At 67.1% G+C, this 19524-nt stretch carries 14 protein-coding genes; 9 read left to right on the top strand and 5 right to left on the bottom strand.

Annotated features, from left to right (window positions below; all coding sequences use genetic code 11):
• Positions 1–17: 17 nt before the first annotated feature.
• The 3 genes from serS (at position 18) to lfb1 (ending at position 2495) form a co-directional block, all read left to right on the top strand.
• Entirely contained in the window at positions 18–1310 is a 1293-nt protein-coding gene (serS, locus tag BLQ71_RS03390) for a serine--tRNA ligase (protein ID WP_074620720.1), read from the top strand.
• 31 nt (positions 1311–1341) lie between these two features.
• On the top strand, positions 1342–2043 hold the full coding sequence (locus BLQ71_RS03385; RefSeq protein WP_074620719.1) for a TspO-related membrane protein: 702 nt from the start codon (positions 1342–1344) through the stop codon (positions 2041–2043).
• Positions 2044–2123: 80 nt separating this feature from the next.
• The gene (lfb1, locus tag BLQ71_RS25900; protein WP_229754814.1) at positions 2124–2495 is read left to right on the top strand and encodes an LIC10280 family protein; all 372 of its coding nucleotides are present in this window, start codon (positions 2124–2126) and stop codon (positions 2493–2495) included.
• Between the two features lie 316 nt (positions 2496–2811).
• On the opposite strand, the gene der is transcribed toward lfb1, so the two are convergent.
• The 3 genes from der to BLQ71_RS03365 all read right to left on the bottom strand — a co-directional run bounded on the left by der (position 2812) and on the right by BLQ71_RS03365 (position 6473).
• Positions 2812–4284, bottom strand: coding sequence for a ribosome biogenesis GTPase Der (gene der / locus BLQ71_RS03375; RefSeq protein ID WP_074620718.1), 1473 nt, complete (start codon positions 4282–4284; stop codon positions 2812–2814).
• Between the two features lie 132 nt (positions 4285–4416).
• Entirely contained in the window at positions 4417–5751 is a 1335-nt protein-coding gene (locus tag BLQ71_RS03370; RefSeq protein WP_074620994.1) for a PQQ-like beta-propeller repeat protein, read from the bottom strand.
• Positions 5752–5816: 65 nt separating this feature from the next.
• A complete protein-coding gene (locus BLQ71_RS03365; protein WP_043143260.1) occupies positions 5817–6473 on the bottom strand; it encodes a tetratricopeptide repeat protein in 657 nt (218 codons plus the stop codon).
• 354 nt (positions 6474–6827) lie between these two features.
• Here BLQ71_RS03365 and BLQ71_RS03360 point away from each other — a divergent pair, with 354 nt between their 5' ends.
• Both BLQ71_RS03360 and BLQ71_RS03355 read left to right on the top strand, forming a co-directional pair.
• Entirely contained in the window at positions 6828–8762 is a 1935-nt protein-coding gene (locus BLQ71_RS03360) for an HlyD family efflux transporter periplasmic adaptor subunit (protein WP_175459219.1), read from the top strand.
• Complete coding sequence (locus BLQ71_RS03355) at positions 8759–12580, top strand: efflux RND transporter permease subunit (RefSeq protein WP_074620716.1); 3822 nt, start codon at positions 8759–8761, stop codon at positions 12578–12580. The genes BLQ71_RS03360 and BLQ71_RS03355 overlap by 4 nt, the downstream gene beginning before the upstream one ends.
• Positions 12581–12711: 131 nt before the next feature.
• On the opposite strand, the gene BLQ71_RS03350 is transcribed toward BLQ71_RS03355, so the two are convergent.
• Together BLQ71_RS03350 and BLQ71_RS03345 are read right to left on the bottom strand one after the other, a co-directional pair.
• The gene (locus tag BLQ71_RS03350) at positions 12712–12882 is read right to left on the bottom strand and encodes a DUF2256 domain-containing protein (RefSeq protein WP_074620715.1); all 171 of its coding nucleotides are present in this window, start codon (positions 12880–12882) and stop codon (positions 12712–12714) included.
• On the bottom strand, positions 12882–14420 hold the full coding sequence (locus BLQ71_RS03345; protein WP_074620714.1) for an FAD-binding domain-containing protein: 1539 nt from the start codon (positions 14418–14420) through the stop codon (positions 12882–12884). Before BLQ71_RS03345 ends, BLQ71_RS03350 begins: the two co-directional genes overlap by 1 nt.
• Positions 14421–14482: 62 nt before the next feature.
• Between BLQ71_RS03345 and pepN the strand changes: the two genes are divergently transcribed.
• From pepN to BLQ71_RS03325, 4 genes are all read left to right on the top strand, one after another.
• Complete coding sequence (gene pepN / locus BLQ71_RS03340; RefSeq protein ID WP_074620713.1) at positions 14483–17035, top strand: aminopeptidase N; 2553 nt, start codon at positions 14483–14485, stop codon at positions 17033–17035.
• A 185-nt stretch (positions 17036–17220) separates the two neighbouring features.
• On the top strand, positions 17221–17964 hold the full coding sequence (locus tag BLQ71_RS03335; protein ID WP_043143251.1) for an SDR family oxidoreductase: 744 nt from the start codon (positions 17221–17223) through the stop codon (positions 17962–17964).
• Complete coding sequence (locus BLQ71_RS03330) at positions 17961–18392, top strand: hypothetical protein (RefSeq protein WP_074620712.1); 432 nt, start codon at positions 17961–17963, stop codon at positions 18390–18392. The genes BLQ71_RS03335 and BLQ71_RS03330 overlap by 4 nt, the downstream gene beginning before the upstream one ends.
• 267 nt (positions 18393–18659) lie before the next feature.
• The gene (locus tag BLQ71_RS03325; RefSeq protein ID WP_043143247.1) at positions 18660–19523 is read left to right on the top strand and encodes a lysophospholipid acyltransferase family protein; all 864 of its coding nucleotides are present in this window, start codon (positions 18660–18662) and stop codon (positions 19521–19523) included.
• The last annotated feature ends 1 nt before the right edge of the window (position 19524 follow it).

Raw genomic sequence — 19524 nt, 5'->3', positions numbered from 1 at the left:
ACCTTCTGGAGGATACGATGCACGACATCCGCGCCATCCGCGAAAACCCCGCCGCCTGGGATGCGGCACTTTCCCGTCGCGGGGTTGATGCGATGTCGTCGCAGGTCCTCGACCTGGACCGCGCGCGCCGCGCCGCCATCACCGCCGCCGAAGAGGCGCAGGCCGAACAGAACCGCGCCTCCAAGGAAGTCGGCAAGGCAAAGGCCAGCGGCGACGAGGCCGAGTTCGAGCGGTTGCGTGCACTTGTCGCCGCCAAAAAAGCCGAGGTCGGCGAGATGCAGGAAAAGGCCAAGGGCCTGGACGCCGAGCTGGACACCCTGCTGGCCGGCATCCCTAACCTGCCGCTCGACAGCGTCCCCGAAGGCGCCGACGAGAACGACAACGTCGAGATCAAACGCTGGGGCACGCCCCGCAGCTTCGATTTCACCCCGAAAGAGCATTTCGACCTCGACGGCGTGAAACCGGGCATGGATTTCGAGGTGGCCGCGAAACTTTCGGGCAGCCGCTTCGTCGTGCTCTCGGGCGCCGTCGCGCGCATTCACCGGGCGCTGGCGCAGTTCATGATCAACACCCATGTCGACGAGAACGGCCTGACAGAGACCTGGGCCCCCGTGCTGGTGCGCGAGGAGATGATGTATGGCACCGGCCAGCTGCCCAAGTTCGGCGAGGACAGCTACAAGACCACGAATGGCTGGTGGCTGATCCCCACTTCCGAGGTCACGCTGACCAATATCGTCAACGGTCTGATCGTGGACGAGGATTACCTGCCCCGCCGCTACACGGCGCATTCGCAGTGCTTCCGCTCCGAGGCCGGCTCGGCGGGCAAGGACACCTCGGGCATGTTGCGCCAGCACCAGTTCGAGAAGGTCGAGATGGTTTCGGTCACCCATCCGGACAAGTCGCTGGAGGAACACGACCGCATGACGGCCTGCGCCGAAGGCATCCTGGAAAAGCTGGGCCTGCCCTATCGCACGGTTGTGCTCTGCACCGGAGACATGGGGTTCGGCGCGCAGAAAACCCATGACATCGAGGTCTGGCTGCCGGGTCAGGACACCTACCGCGAGATCAGCTCGGTCTCGACCTGCGGGGATTTCCAGGCCCGGCGCATGAACGCCCGTTTCCGCCCCTCTGCCGGCGGCAAGCCGGAGTTCCTGCACACGCTGAACGGCTCGGGCCTCGCGGTGGGGCGCTGCCTGATCGCGGTGCTGGAAAACGGCCAACAGGCGGACGGCTCGGTCGACCTGCCCGAGGCGCTGCATCCCTACCTGGGGGGCAAGACCCGGCTGACTGCCGAGGGTACGCTGGCATGAGCCGGACGCCCCCCTGTCCGGAGGCGGTCTCTTGACCCGCCTCTGGGCCCTTCTCTGTTTCCTGGCCGCGCTCTGTTTCGCGGCCGCGCCCTGGCTGGTGCCCGGGTTCAACGGATATGAGCCGTCGCAATTCCCCGTCGTCCTGGAAGATCCCCCGGTTCAGCCGGCGGGCTATGCCTTTGCGATCTGGGGGTTGATCTATGCCTGGCTGGTGGTCGGCACGGGCTTTGGCCTGTTGCGGCGCAGCGATGACGTGGATTGGGCGCCGATGCGCCCGCCGCTTTTCGCCAGCCTCGCGGTGGGGGCGATCTGGTTGCCGGTGGCGCAATGGTCCCCGGTGCTGGCCACCCTGCTGATCTGGGTCATGCTGGGCACCGCGCTGGTTGCGCTCTGGCGGGCGGGCGACACGGACCGTTGGCTGCAACAGGGTCCGGTGGCGGTCTATGCCGGCTGGCTTTCGGCGGCGGCCTGCGTCGGCACCGGCGTGGTGATCGGCGGCTACGGCTGGATGCCGCCCACCCCGGCGGCGCTGCTGTCGCTCTCGGTCTGCATGGCGCTCTCGGTGACCATCCAGTACCGACTGCACCGGGCACCGGAATACGGCATGACGGTGATCTGGGCCCTGGTCGGCGTGGTGGTGGCCAATGGCCAACCCTTCAACGCCGCCGTGACCGGGCTGGCCCTGGTGGGCATGATCGCCATCCTCGGCGTGCGCGGCACCGACACCGAGTAGACCGCGGCGGGCCTCTCCGTTCTGGACAGGGGGCCGCCCCGGGCCTAGGCTCCGCGCATTCGTTTCAAGAGGTTTCCACAATGCGTGCCCTGCTTCTCTCCGCCTGCCTTCTCTCGCTGCCGTTTCTCCCCGGACCGCTCACCGCCCAGGAAAGCCTGCACCTCGAAGCGGGGGCCGACATCACCGGCGCCTACCGCGTCGCGGGCCGCAACCCGGATGGCTCCGCCTATACCGGCACACTGGAGATGACGGCCAACGGCGCCCAGTACCAACTGGCCTGGACCATCGCCGGCCAGGTCTTTCGTGGCACCGGACGGCTGGAGGGCCGTATCCTGACGGTTGACTGGCAGGGCGACAGCAACCCGGTGGTCTATGTCCTGATGCCCGACGGCGCCCTGCACGGCACCTGGGCCGACGGCCTCGCGCTCGACCGCCTCGAACCGCTCCGCTAGCCCCCGGCACCGCCCCCACCAGAATCGTCCCTCGCCCCAGCCTGTTCCCCGGAGCCCTCACTCGCTTGAGGCCGATCAGAGTCGGACGACGCCGAGTCGCAAGGGGGCGCAGCCCCGCGCTTTGCGCGGCTTGCCCTTGCGACTCGGGGACGGCTGGCTCAGGCCCTCAAAAAGCGAGGGAGGGCTCAGGGGCGCAGGCGATGCGTGTTCCCTGGTGACTCATGAAGCAAAAAACAGGCGCAGCCTGTCCAAGGGGTCGGCGGGCGGGCGCCTTTGCGGCGCAAGCCGCAAACAGTCCCGTTCCGGCGCCCCCGCCTCAGTCCTTCTTCGACTGCAGCTTGCCCAGGTGCTTCTTCAGCGCGCCCGCGTTCTTCTTCTTGCGCCCCTTGTAAGGGTTGCGGTCGCCCTGCCCGCGCATGGTCAGGCGGATCGGCGTGCCCGGCATGTCGAAATCCTCGCGCAGCCCGTTCACAAGGTAGCGCGAATAGCTCTCGGGCAGCTTGTCGGGATGCGAACACATCACGACAAACCCCGGCGGCCGGGTCTTGGCCTGGGTCATGTAGCGCAGCTTGATGCGGCGGCCCTGCGGCGCGGGGGGCGGATGGCGGCTCACCATGCCTTCCAGCCAGCGGTTCAGCTGCGCCGTGGGCACGCGGCGGTTCCAGACATCATAGGCCTGCATGATCGCGGCCTGCAGCCGGTCCAGCCCCTTGCCCGTCCGGGCGGAAATTGTCACCAGCGGCGCGCCGCGCAGCTGCGGCAGGACATGCTCGAACTGCTCGCGCAGCCATTTCAGCTTGTCCTGTTTCTCGTTCTCAACGTCCCACTTGTTGACCGCCACGACCACGGCCCGCCCCTCGCGCTCGGCAAGGTCGGCAATCTTCAGGTCCTGGGTCTCGAAGGGGATGGCCGCATCCAGCAGCACCACGACCACCTCTGCGAATTTCACCGCCCGGATGCCATCCGAGACCGACAGCTTTTCCAGCTTGTCCTGGACCTTGGCCCGGCGCCGCATCCCTGCCGTGTCAAAAATCCGCATCGGCACGCCGCCCCAGTCCATCTGGACCGAGATCGCGTCGCGCGTGATCCCTGCCTCAGGCCCGGTCAGCAACCGTTCCTCGCCCAGGATCGCGTTCACCAGCGTCGACTTGCCCGCGTTCGGGCGCCCGACCACGGCGATCTGAAGGGGCTTGTCCCGCGTCGGCAGGCGCATGTCGCCCTCGCCCGCCTCGGCCTCTTCCTCGCTCAGCGTGACCTCGACTTCCGGCGCTTCTGCGGCGGCCCGCGCCTCGAACCCTTCGGACAGGGGCAGAAGGGCGGCATAAAGCTCGTTCATGCCCTCGCCATGCTCGGCCGACAGGCGGATCGGCTCGTCCAGGCCCAGCGAATAGGCCTCGATCACGCCCGCATCCGCCGCGGATCCCTCGGCCTTGTTGGCTGCAAGGATGACGTGTTTCGCCCGCTTGCGCAGGATCTCTGCAAACACCTCGTCATCGGGCAGGATGCCGGCGCGCGCGTCGATCAGGAACAGGCAGATGTCCGCCTCGTCCACGGCCCGTTCGGTCAGCCGCCGCATCCGGGCGGGCAGAGACTCGTCGGTCTCGTTCTCAAGCCCGGCAGTGTCGACGACAGTAAACCGCAGGTCGCCCAGTTTGGCCTCGCCTTCGCGCAGGTCACGGGTCACGCCCGGCTGGTCGTCGACCAGCGCCAGGCGCCGCCCGACGAGACGGTTGAACAGGGTCGACTTGCCCACGTTTGGGCGGCCGACGATGGCAAGAGAGAAACTCATGGCCCGGCTCCAAGGATCAAGGGCGCCGCTTAACGCATTTCAAAGCAGGGGGAAAGGGGCATCCCGGCGCCCCGGTTCACACCGGGGGCCATTGTGCCCGGTCCGCTGGCGTAGGGATCGGACGGCGGGATCCTAGCGGTAGGCGTGCAGAACGCCCTTGCGGGACACGACGTACAGCGTGCCGCCCGCCACCACGGGGCGCGTCGTGGCGCCACCGGGGATCGCGATTTCCTGCAACAACTTGCCGTCGACCGGGTTGAAGGCCCTGATCTTGCCATCCGAACTGGCCACGATCAGGCGCCCCCCCGCCAGCACCGGTCCGTGGTTGGCATAGGCGCCGTCGCGGCGGCGGTTCGGGTTGCGCGTCGGGCGATAGCCCGGCAGGTCACGGCTCCAGATTTCCTGGCCCGTGCCCGCGTCCAGCCGCACAAGCTGGTTGAGATCCGAGACGAAGAACACCGAATCGCCGGCGGGCCACATCGGACCCAGAGCACCGTTCTTGGCAGTCCAGATGCGCTCTCCGTTGTAGACCGACAACGCCACCGCGCGCCCCGAGTGGTTGCCGGCAAAGACGCGGTCGCCCGCGATCACCGGATCCCCGGTGATATCGTTGATGCCGGCGATGGTGACGCCGGTCCGGCGGCCCAGCAGCTCGGCGTTCCAGACCTGCAGCCCGCCCTGCCGGAAAGCCGCAGACACGGCACCCGATCCGAAGGCAAAGACAACGTACTTGTCGTCAATCGCGGGGGCGGGCGCTCCGGCGATGTTGTTGAAATCCTTGGTGCCGTCGAACTGCCAGCGGACGCGGCCATCGTCGCTTTCGATCGCCCATGCGGTGCTGTCACCCGAGACGACGTAGACCAGCCCGTCGCGATAGCTGGGCGCGCCGGTGGCGGTGTTCTTGAGGTCCTGCTCCCAGAGCTTGCGCCCCGTGGCCGGGTCCAGCGCGGTCAGCATGCCGAAACCGGACGAGACGAACAGCTTGCCCTCGCCGTAGGCCAGCCCGCCGCCCTGTCCTTCGGGCGCCTTGTCGCGCTGCGGGACAAGGGTCGCGGACCACAGTTGCTGACCCGAGGTCGCGGTCGCCCGGACCTGGTGGTTGGCGTCCATCGTGAAGATGCGACCGCCCGCGACGATCGGATCGGCATTCAGCCGCGTCTTGCGCCCGTCGCCCGCGCCGATCCCGACCGAAAACAGCGGCTTCAGAACCTGTCCCAGGGCCGGGTTGGTGACCCGGACCATCGGCGACACGGGGCTTTGCGCCCAGTCGGTGTTGGTCACGCTGGCAGGTGTGGAAAAGGCGCGGGCCTGCGGGCCGGTCGATGCCGGGGCGGCGCCGTCATCGTAACCGCCTGTCAGCACATCCCGGACGTTCAGACGTTCCCCCGGAAGGATCTGCTCGCTCTTGGCACAGGCCGTCAGCGCCAGCGCGGCCAGCGAAATCAGCAGAGAGGTCTTGCGCAGCATCACCATGCCCCTTTTCGTCACTACCCGGGGCCCTGCCCCCCGCCGTGCGCCCCGCCTGCGCGGGCTCAGTTTCCGGGCGCGTCGCCGCCCAGTGCCACAATCAGTTGCCCGGCCCGGCGCTGCAAGCCCTGCGTCGCCTCGGCATCTTCTGCCAGGCGTTCCAGCCGTGCAATCGCGGCGTCACGCTCGCCGGTTTCGATCTCGATCAGGGCCAGTTGCTCTTCGGCCAGCAGGCGCAGCGGTTGCCCCGGCACGGCCAGCGCCTCGAAGCCCGCGCGGCGTTCGTCGACCGGCAGGACGGATGCGCCGCGGGTCAGGGCCTTGTAGCTGGCGATCTGGCGATAGATGGCCGGGATCTCGGTATTGTCGGCCACCGCCTGCAGGCGGGCGACCGCCTCGGCGTCATCGCCTGCGGTGCCTTCCTCGGCAGCGGTCAGCATCGACAGAATCGCCGCGGCGCCGGTCGTGGGCGCGTCGATTGCGGCCAGGGCGTCGATACGCTGCGCCGGTTCCTCTGCATCCAGCGCGTCAAGCACGCTGTCGCCAAAGGCCTGAGCCCGGGATTCGGCCGAGGCGATGCTCCATTCACGCCAGGCGGTGCCGCCGACGATAAGAAGCACGATGACCACGCCAACCCAGCCCCACTTGCGCAAAGTGGCGAAAAGACGGTCGCGTTTGACCTCTTCGGTCACCTCGTCGATAAAACTGTCGGCGTCGCTCAAACGGGCCCCCTCCGGTTGGTTTTCTCCCTCTTACATGTCCCGCCGCGCAGTGCCAAGGCGAGAAGGCATACCGGCAAGGGGCGTTTGCAGGCCCCAAACCGGACCAGCGAATTGTCGCGTAGATGCCCGTTAATCGCGAAACTCTCGCAGAATTGTCGAAAAACCGCCGCTTTGCAGCGCAAAAACCGGCCCCGTGCTTGAAGCCTCCGTCGCGGCACCCTAAAACTGAACGGAACAGTTCAGCCCGGAGTCGCCCGGGTCGCGGGGTTCGGGTCGGCTCGGCAACGTAACGATTAACAGGATGTGCGGCGGGCCACGTGGCTCGGCGCCGAAGGGACGAAGACGATGCGCATCATGTCTATCCTGACCGCCTGCCTTGTGGCCGCGGTCCTATACGGGGTTGTGTTCGAACGGGACCGACTGCTGGAATTCTCCCGCGAGGTGGCCCCGACAGCGCAGGGGGACGTTGCGGATGGCGGGCCTGATCCTGCCGATGGCGCGGACCCGGCGCTGGAGGCCGGTGCCCCCGATGCCCTGCCCGAAGGCGCGGTGCGCGTGATGGCCAAGCGGTCGGTGGCGCAGGTTGTCGACAGCGAGGTGATCCTGCGCGGCGAAACGCAGGCCGTTCGCCAGGTCGAGGTGCGGGCCGAAACCTCGGGCAAGATCGTGTCCGAACCGCTGCGCAAGGGATCGCTGGTCGAGGCCGGGCAATTGCTGTGCGAGATCGACCCGGGCACCAGCCAGGTTTCCCTGCAAGAGGCGCTGGCCCGCCTGGCCGAATCCAAGGCGCGCCTGCCCGAGGCCAAGGCCCGGCTGGCCGAAGCGCAGGCACAGCTTCCCTCTGCCCAGGCGCGCATCCTAGAGGCCGAGGCTGCCGTGCCCGCCGCCGAGGCACAGCTGGCCGAGGCCCGCGCCAACATACCCGCCGCCGAGGCCCGGCTGGCAGAGGCCAGGGCACGGGTGCCAGAGTTCGAGGCCCGGCTGGAAGAGGCAGAGGCCCGCGTCCCCGAGGCCGAGGCCCGGCTGGCAGAGGCGAAGGCTGCTGTGCCCGCTGCCGAGGCCCGCCTGAAAGAAGCCGAGGCCGGTGTCCCCGCCGCAAAGGCCCTTCTGGCCGAGGCGGAGGCCCGCGTGCCCGAGGCCGAGGCGCGGTTGAAACAGGCCCAGGCACAGGTGCGCGAGGCGGAAATCAACCTGCGCGCCTCGCAGGAACTGGCCCGCGACGGTTTTGCCGCGCAGACCCGGCTGGCCGGGGCCGAAGCCGCCTATGAAACCGCGCTGACCGCCGTGCAGACCGCGCAACTGGGGCTGAAATCCGCCGCCTCCGGCATCGAGGCGGCCAAGTCTCAACTCCAGGGAGCGCTGGCCGCCGTCCAGACCGCCAAGAGCCAGGTCGAGACGGCAAAGGCCGCCGTGCAGGCGGCCCAAAGCGGCATCCGCAATGCCAGTGCCGGGGTGATCTCGGCCAAGGCGCAGATCCAGAACGCCCTGGCCGGCGTGCAATCCGCGCAAAGCCAGCTTCAGGGGGCCAAGGCCGCCGTGGCCTCGGCCCTGTCCGGCGTCGAAGGCGCCAAGGCGGCGGTCATCGCCGCCCGCGCCCAGCTTGAAACCGCGACGGCGGGCATCCAGTCCGCCAGGACCGGCGAAGAAAGCGCCTTGAGCGCGATCCAGTCCGCCGAGGCCGCCGTGGCCTCGGCCCGGCGCGAGATCGACCGCCTGAAGGTGCACGCCCCCTTTGCCGGGCTGCTGGAGACCGACACGGCGGAACTGGGCGCCTTGCTGCAGCCCGGATCGGCCTGCGCCACCGTGATCCAGCTGAACCCGATCAAGATTGTCGGCTACGTGCCCGAAACCACCGTCGCGCGCGTGATGGTGGGCGCCAAGGCGGGCGCCCGGCTGACCAACGGGCGTATCGTGCAGGGTGAGGTCACTTTCGTGTCGCGCAGTGCCGATCCGACCACCCGGACCTTCCTGGTGGAACTGACCGTCGACAACGCCGATCTGTCGATCCGCGACGGCGAGACCGCCGAGGTCGCCATAGAGGCCGAGGGCGCCAAGGCGCATCTCCTGCCGCAATCCACCCTGACCCTGAACGACCAGGGCAAGCTGGGCGTGCGCACGGTCAAGCCGGACGACAGCGTGCAGTGGATGGATGTCTCGATCCTGCGCGACACCCGCGACGGGGTCTGGATCACCGGCCTGCCGGATGAGATCAACGTGATCACCGTCGGCCAGGAGTATGTCACCAACGGCGTGACCGTGGTTCCGAGTTACGAGGATATCATACAATGACCGGCATCATCGACTGGGCCGCCGCACGGGCCCGAATGATCATCGCCTTCATCGTGCTCAGCCTCGTGGTCGGGGCCTATGCCTATGTCTCGCTGCCCAAGGAGGGCGAACCGGACATCGAGATCCCGGCGCTGTTTGTCTCGGTCCCCTTCCCCGGCATTTCGGCCGCCGACTCCGAAAAGCTGCTGGTCAAGCCGATGGAGACAGAGCTGTCGGACCTCGACGGGCTGAAAAAGATGACCGCCACCGCCGCCGAGGGCTATGCTGGCCTGGCGCTGGAGTTCGAGTTCGGCTGGGACAAGACCAAGATCATCGCCGACGTGCGCGATGGCATGAACAACGCCGAGGCCGAGTTCCCCGAGGGCGCCGAGAAATACTCGATCAACGAGATCAACTTCTCGGAATTCCCGATCCTGATCGTCAACCTGTCCGGCCCGGTGCCGGAACGCACCCTGAACAAGGTGGCCAAGGACCTGCAGGACCGGCTCGAAGGACTCGATTCCGTGCTGGAGGCCGGGATCGCGGGCAACCGCGACGAGATGCTGGAAGTGGTGATCGACCCGCTCAGGCTCGAAAGCTACAACGTCACCGCCGACGAGCTGATCCGCGTTGTCCAGAACAACAATCAGCTGATCGCCGCGGGCGAGGTTGAAACGGAAAACGGCGCCTTTTCGGTCAAGATCCCGTCCAGCTTTGACGATGCGCGCGATGTCTATGACCTGCCGGTCAAGGTGAACGGCGACCGCGTGGTGACGCTGGGCGACCTGGCCTCGATCAACCTGACCTTCGAGGACCGCAAGGGCACGGCGCGCTTCAACGGCGCGCAGACCGTGGCCCTGCAGGTGGTCAAGCGCAAGGGCTTCAACATCATCGACACCGTGGCGCAGGTGAAGGCCGAACTGGCCACAGCGCAGGAGACCTGGCCCGACGAGCTGCGCGCGGTGCTGGACGTGGGCACCTCGAACGACCAGAGCCGGCAGGTGGCCAGCATGGTCAGCCAGCTCGAAGGGTCCGTTCTGACGGCCATCGCGCTGGTGATGATCGTGGTGCTGGCAAGCCTGGGCCTGCGGCCCGCGCTGCTGGTAGGCTTTGCCATTCCGACCTCTTTCCTCTTGTGTTTCGTGCTGCTGGCGATGATGGGGGTGACGATCTCGAACATCGTGATGTTCGGGCTGATCCTGGCCGTGGGCATCCTTGTCGACGGCGCCATCGTGGTGGTGGAATACGCCGACAAGCGCATCGCCGAGGGCACCGGCCCGATGCACGCCTATGTCGAGGCCGCGCACCGGATGTTCTGGCCCGTGGTTTCGTCCACCGCGACGACGCTTTGCGCCTTCCTGCCGATGCTGTTCTGGCCCGGTGTCGCGGGCGAGTTCATGGGCATGTTGCCGATCACCATCATCTTCGTGCTGACCGCCTCGCTGGTGGTGGCGCTGATCTACCTGCCGGTCATGGGCGGCGTCTCGGGGCGGTTCTCGCGCAACGTGCACCGTGCGGGCGACTGGCTGCGCGCGCGCCTGCACTGGAGCCTGCGCATCCTGCTGGTGCCCGTCGCGATCCTGGGGCTGTTCACCGGCGCCATGATGGTCCTCAACCCCAGCTACCTGGGCCCGACAGAGGCGACGGGCTGGAGCGCGCACATGCCGGGCGTCGTGGTCTTCGTGCTCTTTGCGGTGATCTCTTCGGTGGTGATGGACGCCGCCGAAATCCGGCGCAAGCCCAAGCGCGTCGACGCCCGCAGCCGCCGGACCTTCTTCGGCAGTTTCACCAAGCTGATCGCCGGCAACCCGATCATGCCGCTGGTGACGGTCTTTGCCGTCGTCGGCTTTGTCATCAGCGTCTTCGCCTATTACGGCGAGAACAACAACGGCGTGGACTTCTTCGTCGAAAGCGAACCGGAGCAGGCCATCGTTTACGTCCGCGCACGCGGCAACCTGAGCCTTGCGGAAAAGGACGCGCTGGTGAAGCGGGCCGAACAGATCGTCCTGACCCATCCCGGCATCCTCAATGCCTTCTCCTTTGCCGGTGAAGGCGGGCTGGACAACAACACCGGCGGCGCCGCGGCGCCCAAGGACACCATCGGCCAGGTCCAGTTCGAGACGATTTCCTGGGACGACCGCCCCGCCTATGCCCGTGCCAACGGCATCCCGCTGGCACAGCTGGACGGCGACGTGATCCTCGACGACCTGACCGAAAAGCTGGAGCGCATTCCCGGCGTCGAGATCGAGATCCTGGCCCAGGCGCGCGGCCCGGCCAGCGCCAAGCCGGTGCACCTGCAACTGCGCGGCGATGACTGGACCGCGCTGCTGGAGGCGGCTGGCGTCGTGCGGGCCAAGTTCGACAGCACCCCGGGCCTGACCCTGGTCGAGGACACGCGCCCCCTGCCCGGCATCGACTGGCAGATCGACGTGGACGTGGAAAAGGCGGGCCGCTACGGCGCCGACGTGGCCACCGTGGGCGCGATGGTGCAGCTGGTGACGCGCGGTTTGGCCATCGGCAGCTATACCCCCGGCACCTCGGACGAGGAAATCGACATCCGCGTGCGCCTGCCCGAGGAAAACCGCGTGCTCTCCACGCTGGACAGCCTCAAGGTCCGCACCCCGGACGGGCTGGTGCCGCTGGTGAATTTCATCACCCGCGAGCCGGTGGCCAAGCTGGCAGAGATCGAGCGCATCGACCAGACGCGCTTTTTCGACGTCAAGGCGGGTGTCCGCGAAAGCCTGATGGAGATCGGCTGGGATGTGACGACGACCGGCCCGGACGGTACGGACAAGACCGAGTTCGTGCCGCTGATGACCGGCGTCGAGCTGGATCCGGAAACCTCCGACATCTCGGCCGCGGACTGGAGCCATGACTTTGGCCGTTCGTCGGGGTTCTTCGAATGGCTGATGGGGGAAAATCTCCGCCACTTCGGCGACGTGCGCTGGCTGACCGACATGTCGCCCGAGGAGGTCGCCGCCCAGGCGGGCGCCGGCGAGATGTCGCGGCTGAAGGTCGTGCCGGTGACGGGGACGGAACGGATCGAGGTGCTGACCGAATGGCTGCAGACCGATCCGCTGCCCGCGGGCATCGAATGGGAATGGACCGGCGACCAGGAGGACCAGGAGGAAAGCCAGGCCTTCCTGCAATCGGCCTTTGGCGGCGCGCTGTTCCTGATGTTCATCATCCTGCTGGCGCAGTTCAACAGCTTCTACAACTCGGTGCTGGTGCTGCTGGCGGTGATCCTGTCGACGACGGGCGTGCTGATCGGCATGCTGGTGATGGATCAGTATTTCTCGATCATCATGACCGGAACGGGGATCGTGGCGCTGGCGGGGATCGTCGTGAACAACAACATCGTGCTGATCGACACCTACCAGGAGTATTCGCGCTTCATGCCGCGGATCGAGGCCATCGTGCGCACCGCGCAGGATCGCATTCGCCCCGTCCTTCTGACCACGATCACCACGATGGCGGGCCTTGCGCCGATGATGCTGGGGCTCAGCCTGGATTTCTTCAACGGCGGCTATTCGATCGACAGCCCGACTGCGCTGTGGTGGAAGAACCTGGCAACAGCCGTGGTGTTCGGCCTGGGGATCGCGACCGTGCTGACGCTGGTCTTTACCCCCGCGATGCTGGCGATCCGGGTCTGGTTCACGACCTACGTGCTGTGGTTCGCGCGCCTCCTGGCAAGGTTGAGCTTTGGTCGTGGCAGTCGGGCGGCGCGCGACTGGGCGCTGAACCGTGCGGCACGCCAGGTGAAATCGCCCGAGATCATCTGGGAAGATGCGCCCGCGACCACGATGGAGCTGACACCGGACCTGCGCGCGGCGGAGTGACGTGACATGGTGTCGGCCCGCTGACGCGGGCCGATCCGCGCGCCTTGCGGCGCGCATGCGGGGGCGCTGCCCCCGTCGCGCAAAGCGCGACTCCCCCGAGGTATTTGCAAACCAAAGAAACACTGTGCCGGTCAGGGCCGGCCTGCCTCCTCCTTGGCGGATTTGCGGGTACGGCGGCAGCGATCGGAGCAATAGCGCACCTGATCCCAGACCCTTTCCCATTTCTTGCGCCAGGTGAACGGGCGACCGCAGGTGGCGCAGGTCTTGACCGGCAGGTCGCCCTTGCGGATGCCGCGCGGCATCAGAAATCAAAGCTCTGCTGGCGGCTGTCGTTGGCGGGGCGCCGTTTGCGCGGCGCGCGGTCGTTGACGAAATGGCGTTGTGGATCCTTGCGCGAGGCGTGCTTGTGCAGGACCCGGGCGGCCTCGTCGCGGAACCCCTCCTCCTTGCGGACCGACCAGATGGCCTCGCGGGCCGCCTTCGCCGCCTGTTTCACATCGACGATTGGCGGCGGATAATCGGCCTGCCCGTCCCAGCGCCAGGGTTCCTGCAGGTATTGGTCCGGCACACCCGCCAGGTCCGGGCACCAGCGGCGGGTGAAGACGCCGGTCGGATCCTGATCGTGGCCCTGTTTGACGGGATTGTAGATGCGCAGGCTGTTGATCCCCGTGGTGCCGGACTGCATCTGGACCTGGCTCCAGTGGATGCCTGGTTCGTAATCGGTAAAAAGCCGGGCCAGGTGCTGACCCGTGCGCTGCCAGGGCAGCCAGAGATGGTAGGAGGCGACGCTCATCAGCATCGAGCGCATCCGGAAATTGAGCCAGCCGGTGGCAATGAGCGAGCGCATGCAGGCGTCGACGAAGGGCAGCCCGGTTTCACCCTTTTCCCAGGCGGCAAGACGGGCGGCATCCGGTTCGGCGGGGCGCAGGCCCTCGTAGGCGCGATGCAGGGCGCGCCATTCCAGGTCCGGCTCGTCCTCCATTTTCTGGATGAAATGGTCGCGCCAGGCGAGGCGGGACTGAAAGCTTTTCAGGCTGCCGGACCAACCCGTCCGCGTGCCCTTGACCGCGCGTTGGCGGGCGGCGGTGGCGCGCACCGCCTCGCGCGGGCTGAGTGCCCCGAGGGCCAGGTGAGGCGACAGCCGCGAACAGGCGCTTGCGCCCTCCAGCGGGGTCGACATGGCCTTGCGATAGGTCTGGCCACGCTCTGTCAGGAAGCTGTTCAGCAGGGCCTCGGCCTCGGCGCGGCCGCCATGCTGGCGCCCCGGGCAGGGATCGGCCCCCAGCCCAAGGGCGGCGGCATCCGGCAGGGGATCGGAGCACAGGGGGACCGGCGGCAGCGCGGGGGGCGCCGGCAACGGATCCTGCGACATCAGCCGGTTGCGATGGGCGGCCCAGCCATCGCGGTCATGCCGCCCGCGCCGCACCGCCGACTGCGGTAGTTCCTGCCAGCGTACCCCCTGCCCCGCGGCCCAGGCGGCCACGGCCCTGTCGCGGGCAAAACTCCAGGCGTTGCCGGTTTCCTCGGTGCTGACCAGCCGGTTTGCCCCGGTTTCCCGGCGCAGCGCCTCGAGCACCTCGACCGCCGCGCCGACCCGGATCACCAGGTCGCTGCCCAGGGCACGCAGGTCCGCGCGCAGCCCTTGCAGCGTTTCGCAAAGAAAGGCGTACTGCCGGGCAGAGACGTCGGGCTGCGCCCAGAGCCCCGGTTCGACGATGTAGAGCGGCAGGACATCCCCGAGTTCGCAGGCGCGCAACAGCGCCGCGTTGTCGGTCACGCGCAGATCGCGCTTGAACCAGAGGATCACGGGCATCGGCTCTCCTTTCCGCTGCGCTGCCATTGCAGCCCCCTCGGCTCCGACCTAGGGTCACGGGCAAGAGCTTCCAGCCCCGCGAGGACCCGATGAAAGACGCCGCCCCCGAGACCATCTATCTCAAGGACTACACCCCCTTCGGCTGGCAGGTCAGCGACGTGCACCTGACCTTTCGCCTTGCGCCCAAGTCGACGCGGGTGATCTCGAAGATCCATTTCGCTCCCAACCCCGAGGCCCCCGCGCAGGAATTCTTTCTGCACGGTGAGGACCTGAAGCTGATCCGCGCCACCATAGACGGGGTCGAGGTGACGCCGGAGGTCACGCCCGAGGGTTTGCGCTGTGCCGTGCCGGACGGCCCCTTCCTGTGGGAGGCGGAGGTGGAAATCGCGCCCGAGGACAATACCGCGCTGGAGGGCCTTTACATGTCCAGCGGCATGTATTGCACCCAGTGCGAGGCCGAGGGCTTTCGCAAGATCACCTATTATCCCGACCGCCCCGACGTCATGAGCGTGTTTTCCGTGCGGATCGAGGGCGATCTGCCGGTGCTTTTGTCGAACGGCAACTCGGTCGACCGGGGTGAGGGCTGGGCCGAATGGCACGATCCCTGGCCCAAGCCGGCGTACCTCTTCGCGCTGGTGGCGGGCGACCTGGTGAATTTTCCGGATCGCTTCACCACCCGGTCCGGCAAGGAGGTCAAGCTGAACATCTGGGTGCGTCCGGGCGACGAGGGCAAATGCGCCTTCGGCATGGAGGCGCTGAAGACCTCGATGAAATGGGACGAGGATGTCTATGGCCGCGAATACGACCTGGACGTCTTCAACATCGTCGCCGTGGACGATTTCAACATGGGCGCGATGGAGAACAAGGGTCTGAACATCTTCAACTCCTCCTGCGTCCTGGCCTCTCCGGAAACCTCGACCGACGGCAATTTCGAACGCATCGAAGCGATCATCGCGCATGAGTATTTCCACAACTGGACCGGCAACCGCATCACCTGCCGCGACTGGTTCCAGCTCTGCCTCAAGGAAGGTCTGACCGTCTTCCGCGACCAGCAGTTCACGGCGGATGTACGCTCGGCCCCGGTGGCGCGGATCGAGAACGTGGCGCAGTTGCGCGCCCGCCAGTTCCCCGAGGACCAGGGGCCCCTTTCGCACCCCGTCCGGCCCGAAAGTTTCCAGGAGATCAACAACTTCTACACCGCCACGGTCTATGAAAAGGGCGCCGAGGTGATCGGCATGCTCAAGACGCTGGTCGGGGATGAGGCCTATGCCAAGGCGCTGGACCTCTACTTTGACCGTCACGACGGCGATGCGGCGACGATCGAGGACTGGCTCAAGGTGTTCGAGGATGCGACGGGCCGCGACCTGACGCAGTTCAAGCGCTGGTATTCGCAGGCCGGTACACCGCGCGTCGAGGTAACGGAGGACTGGGCCGACGGCACCTATGCGCTGACCTTCAAGCAGCACACGCCGCCCACGCCCGGGCAGGAACAGAAGGAACCTCAGGTGATCCCGATGGCGGTGGGGCTGCTCAACCCGAACGGCGACGAGGTGGTGCCGACCCGCGTGCTGGAGATCACCGAGGCTGAGCAGACCTTCACCTTTGACGGTCTGGCCTCGCGCCCCGTGCCCTCGATCAACCGCGGATTCTCGGCGCCGGTGGTGCTGGACCGCGAGTCGAGCCGCGAGGAGCGCGCCTTTTTGCTGGCCCATGACACCGACCCGTTCAACCGCTGGGAGGCGTCGCGCCTGCTGGCCCGCGAAAGCCTGATCGCGATGGTCTGCGAGGATGCCGGCCCGGACGAGGCCTGGCTTGACGGGCTGGAACGGCTCTTGCGTGACCGCGACCTGGACCCGGCCTATCGCGCGATGATGATGGGCACGCCGACGGAGTCGGAACTGGCGCAGGTTCTTTTCGAACGCGGGGAGACGCCGGACCCGGACGCGATCCATGCAGCCAAGGAGGTGCTGGCCCAGGTCAAGGCCGAACGCTGGGCCGACCTGCTGCCCGGGCTGGCCGCCGAGGGAACTGTGGACGCGCCCTTTGCGCCGGACGCGGAACAATCGGGCAAGCGCGCGCTTGGCGCGGCGGTTCTGGCCCTGACCTCGCGGCTGGATGGCGGCAAGGCGGCGCGGGCGCAGTTTGCCAGCGCCGACAACATGACGCTGCAACTCTCGGCCCTGGCACAGATCATCCGCCTGGGCGAGGATGCCGAGGCACTGGCCGCCTTCGAGGACCAGTGGCGGCATGACCGTCTGGTCATGGACAAGTGGTTCGGCCTGCAGGTCGGGGCAACGGCACCGGAAAACGTGGTGCCCCGGGCCGAGGCCCTGACCCGGCATGCCGATTTCGACTGGAAGAACCCCAACCGCTTCCGCGCGGTGATGGGCGCGCTGGCGATGAACCACGCAGGATTCCATCGCAAGGACGGCTCGGGCTACCGCCTGCTGACGGACTGGCTGATCAAGCTGGACGACCTGAACCCGCAGACGACGGCGCGCATGACCTCGGCCTTCCAGACCTGGAAACGCTACGACGCCGAGCGCCAGGCGCTGATGCGTGCGGAACTGGAGCGGCTGCAAGCGAAACCCAAGCTGAGCCGGGACACCGGCGAAATGGTGGCCCGTATCCTGGGCGCCTGACCCTGAGCGGCGGCTGAAACGGCAAACGCCTGCAAGAACGGCGCCGGGCACGCAAGCAATCTTGTGGCCCGCGCCGAAACCGCGATAGCCTGAGGCCGAACCACTCCGGAGACCGCGATGCGCCCTGACCTATCCTTCGCCGGCCGCTGGCCGTGCCTGTCCCTTTGCGCATGGGCCCTCTGCGCATGAACGGCGTGCTGATCATCACCGGCGCAAGCGCCGGGATCGGCGCGGCCACCGCGCGCATGGCGGCCTTTTCCGGATGGCAGCGGATTGTCATTCACTACGGCCAGGACAAGGCCGGGGCCGAAACGACGGCGGCAATGGTCGAAAGCATGGGCGCGCAGGCCTACCTGCTGCAGGCCGATGTCTCCAAGCCCAAGGCAATCGAAAAGATGTTCGCCAAGCTGCGCGAGCTGAAACCCGGCCCGGTCGGGCTGGTCAACAATGCGGGCATCGTCTCTCCCCACGGCAGCATAGGGGACCTGACCCCGGAAAGGGTGCAAAAGGTCTTTTCCGTCAATGTCTTCGGCGCGATCGAGGTGGCACGACAGGCGGTCGGCCTGATGCGTGACTGGGGCCAGGGCGGTGGCATCGTCAATGTCTCGTCTGCGGCTGCACGACTGGGATCGGCCCACCAGTACATCGATTATGCCGCCAGCAAGGGGGCTATCGACACGTTCACCCTGGGGCTTGCCGATGAACTGGCGCCCGAAGGTATCCGCGTGAACGCCATCCGCCCCGGCCTGATCGAGACGGAAATCCACGCCAAGGGCGGCCAGCCCGACCGGCTTGAACGGCTGGCGCCGACCACGCCGATGGGCCGCGCGGGCACGACCGAGGAATGCGCCGAGGCGATCCTCTGGCTGCTGTCGGAACGCGCCTCCTATGTCACGCGCTCGATCCTAGACGTGTCGGGGGGGCGGTGAGCGCGCCGCTCGAACATGCCTCCTCGGGCCGGTCGCTGCGGGCCTTCCTGGTTCTGATGCTGGTCTGGCTGGCGGCCATGACGCTGTGGTTCGCGCTGCAGGCTTCTGTCTGGATCGTCGGCGCGCTGCTTCTGGTCAGCCTGCCCGCGCTGATCGATTTCAGCACCGGGCGCAGCGCCTGGTTGCGGCTGGACGACAGGATGCTGCGCTGGGGATCGGGCGGCGCGACGGGCGAGGTTGCCTTGACTCGGATCGCGCTGGCCCGCTTCGAAACGCGACTCGATTTCTCGATCCGGGTGCGGCTGGTGCTGGATGACGGGCGCCGCATCACTCTGCCGCAGGACAGCCTGCCGCCGCATCCCCGCCTGCAAGAGGCCCTGCAGGCGCGGGACATCAAGACAGAGCGACATCATTTCGGCCTGATCTGAGATCAGGCGCGCGCGCCATATAACCCGCTGTTCAAAAACACATTTCAAGTGAAAATGACCGCCGAGGCAGTACCTTGACATGCCTTTTGTCACGGTAGAACCGCCCGAAACGGCCCCGGCCAGAAACCCGTTTTGTCCCGCGAATGGCAAGCCATCGCCGAAAGCCTACGTCAGAGGCGTGCACCCGCCGCGCCGGTGGTGTAAACTGCCTATGGAAGAGGCGCGCCCGTCATGGAAGTGTCACGAAATTATGATCTTGGGGCTAGAATGAAAGACCGCATCGACCCGCTGATCGCCGAACGCGCGCCCTGGTTGTTTTCCAGTTCCCCGGTTGTCCGGCCTGCCCGGGCCGTGCTGAACCGCATGCTGGGATATGAAAAGACCATCGAGATCGGGACGCTGGTCAAGGACATGAGCGCTGACCAGATCATGCAGGTCATGGCGGAAATGCTGGCCAAGGACCTGGAGGTCACGGGCCTGGAACATCTGCCACGGCAGGGGCCGGCGCTGATCGTGTCGAACCACCCGACCGGCATCGCCGACGGGATCATGCTGCATCACGTCATCGGGCAGATCCGGCGCGACACCTATTACTTTGCCAACCACGACATCATGCGTGTCCTGCCGCAATACGCCGAGATGATTGCCCCCGTCGAATGGCGCAAGGAAAAGCGCAGTCACGGCAAGACACGTGAGACGATGGCCTATACCCGCAAGGCGGTGGACGAGGGTCGGCTGGGCGTGATCTTTCCGTCGGGCCGGCTGGCGAAACGCCGTGGCCTGTCGCTGCATGAACGTCCCTGGATGGCCAGCGCGGCGATGATCGCGCGCAAGTTCGACCTGCCGGTGATCCCGGTGAACATCCGGGCGCGCAACTCGGTCCTGTTCTACCTGTTCGACCTGCTGCACCCGACGCTGCGCGACATCACCCTGTTCTACGAGACGCTGAACAAGGCCCGCCAGCCCTACCGCATCACGGTGGGCGAGGCGATCTCGCCCAAGGCGCTGCCGGCCAAGTCCGAGGACGGTATCGAGATGCTGCGCCGGGCGACCCTGGCCCTGGGCGGCCCCAAGGCACCGGCGGTGTCGCTGCTGGATGCAACGCGCCGCCCCAGCTGGCTGAAGGCCTGAG

The sequence above is a fragment of the Antarctobacter albus genome, assembly GCF_900101505.1.
GTDB classification, from domain to species: Bacteria; Pseudomonadota; Alphaproteobacteria; order Rhodobacterales; family Rhodobacteraceae; genus Antarctobacter; species Antarctobacter albus.
Note: the sequence above shows the minus strand (reverse complement) of the source record. Positions and strands in the feature narration are given on the sequence as shown.